Raw genomic sequence first — 781 nt, forward strand, 5'->3', positions numbered from 1 at the left:
AGCTTTTCATGAAGCATCTGAGATGCGTTATGGCGCACAAAAAAGCGTTGTCATTAGCGGCACGCTTCTCGTCTTTTTCCTTGTCTTTTTTAGCTTCCAGCTAGTTCGTTCGATTACACGTCCCATTAACGACCTGGTTAAGGCGACTCAGAGGCTTAAAAGCTCAGAATGGGATTATCGAGTCAATTTAGATACCGGGGACGAATTGGAGGAACTTGCTGACAGTTTCAACAGCATGGCTGAACAGCTTTCCCATCAACACCTAAGCCTCAAAGACCAACTGGATAGACACAGTATTCAGCTAAAGGAACGTTCTTTAGACCTTGAGATACTTTTATTGGCAAGCGCTGAACTCTCGTCCGAGTTAGATATTGAGCAGTTGCTAAAGCTTATGGCGCAGAAACTAACAAGTACACTGAAAGTAACCTATTGCCGTATTGCTCTAAAAGATAGTGAGCATGCAGGCCCTGTAATTCGCGCAGCCTATCCCATCAGGATGCTAGATTGGGAGCCTGGCATTGGAAACGAGTTAGACGTAAAATATTGTCCTGACTTACAGAAGGCTTTTGACACTGGACGATACGTATCAGTTTCTAATACAGAAATGTTTGATCGGAGACATAAAGTTGAGTTGGAACAAATTTTCACTTCTGAAACACATTCCGGTTTAATCTTTCCCTTAGTTATTAAAGGACGCTCAGAGGGTGCTATTATTTTGGGTGAGTCAAGAGTGTGGGACCGGGAACCTTTTTCTCAAGAAAAAATCGCCCTCTGCCAGACG

The 781-nt window shown here is 43.5% G+C and carries 1 protein-coding gene; it reads left to right on the forward strand.

All coding sequences use genetic code 11. The features are described 5' to 3' along the window. A partial coding sequence (locus A3766_RS05155) for a HAMP domain-containing protein (RefSeq protein WP_156508704.1) occupies positions 1-781 on the forward strand: 781 nt, incomplete at both ends.

Source organism: Oleiphilus sp. HI0132 (genome assembly GCF_001635845.1).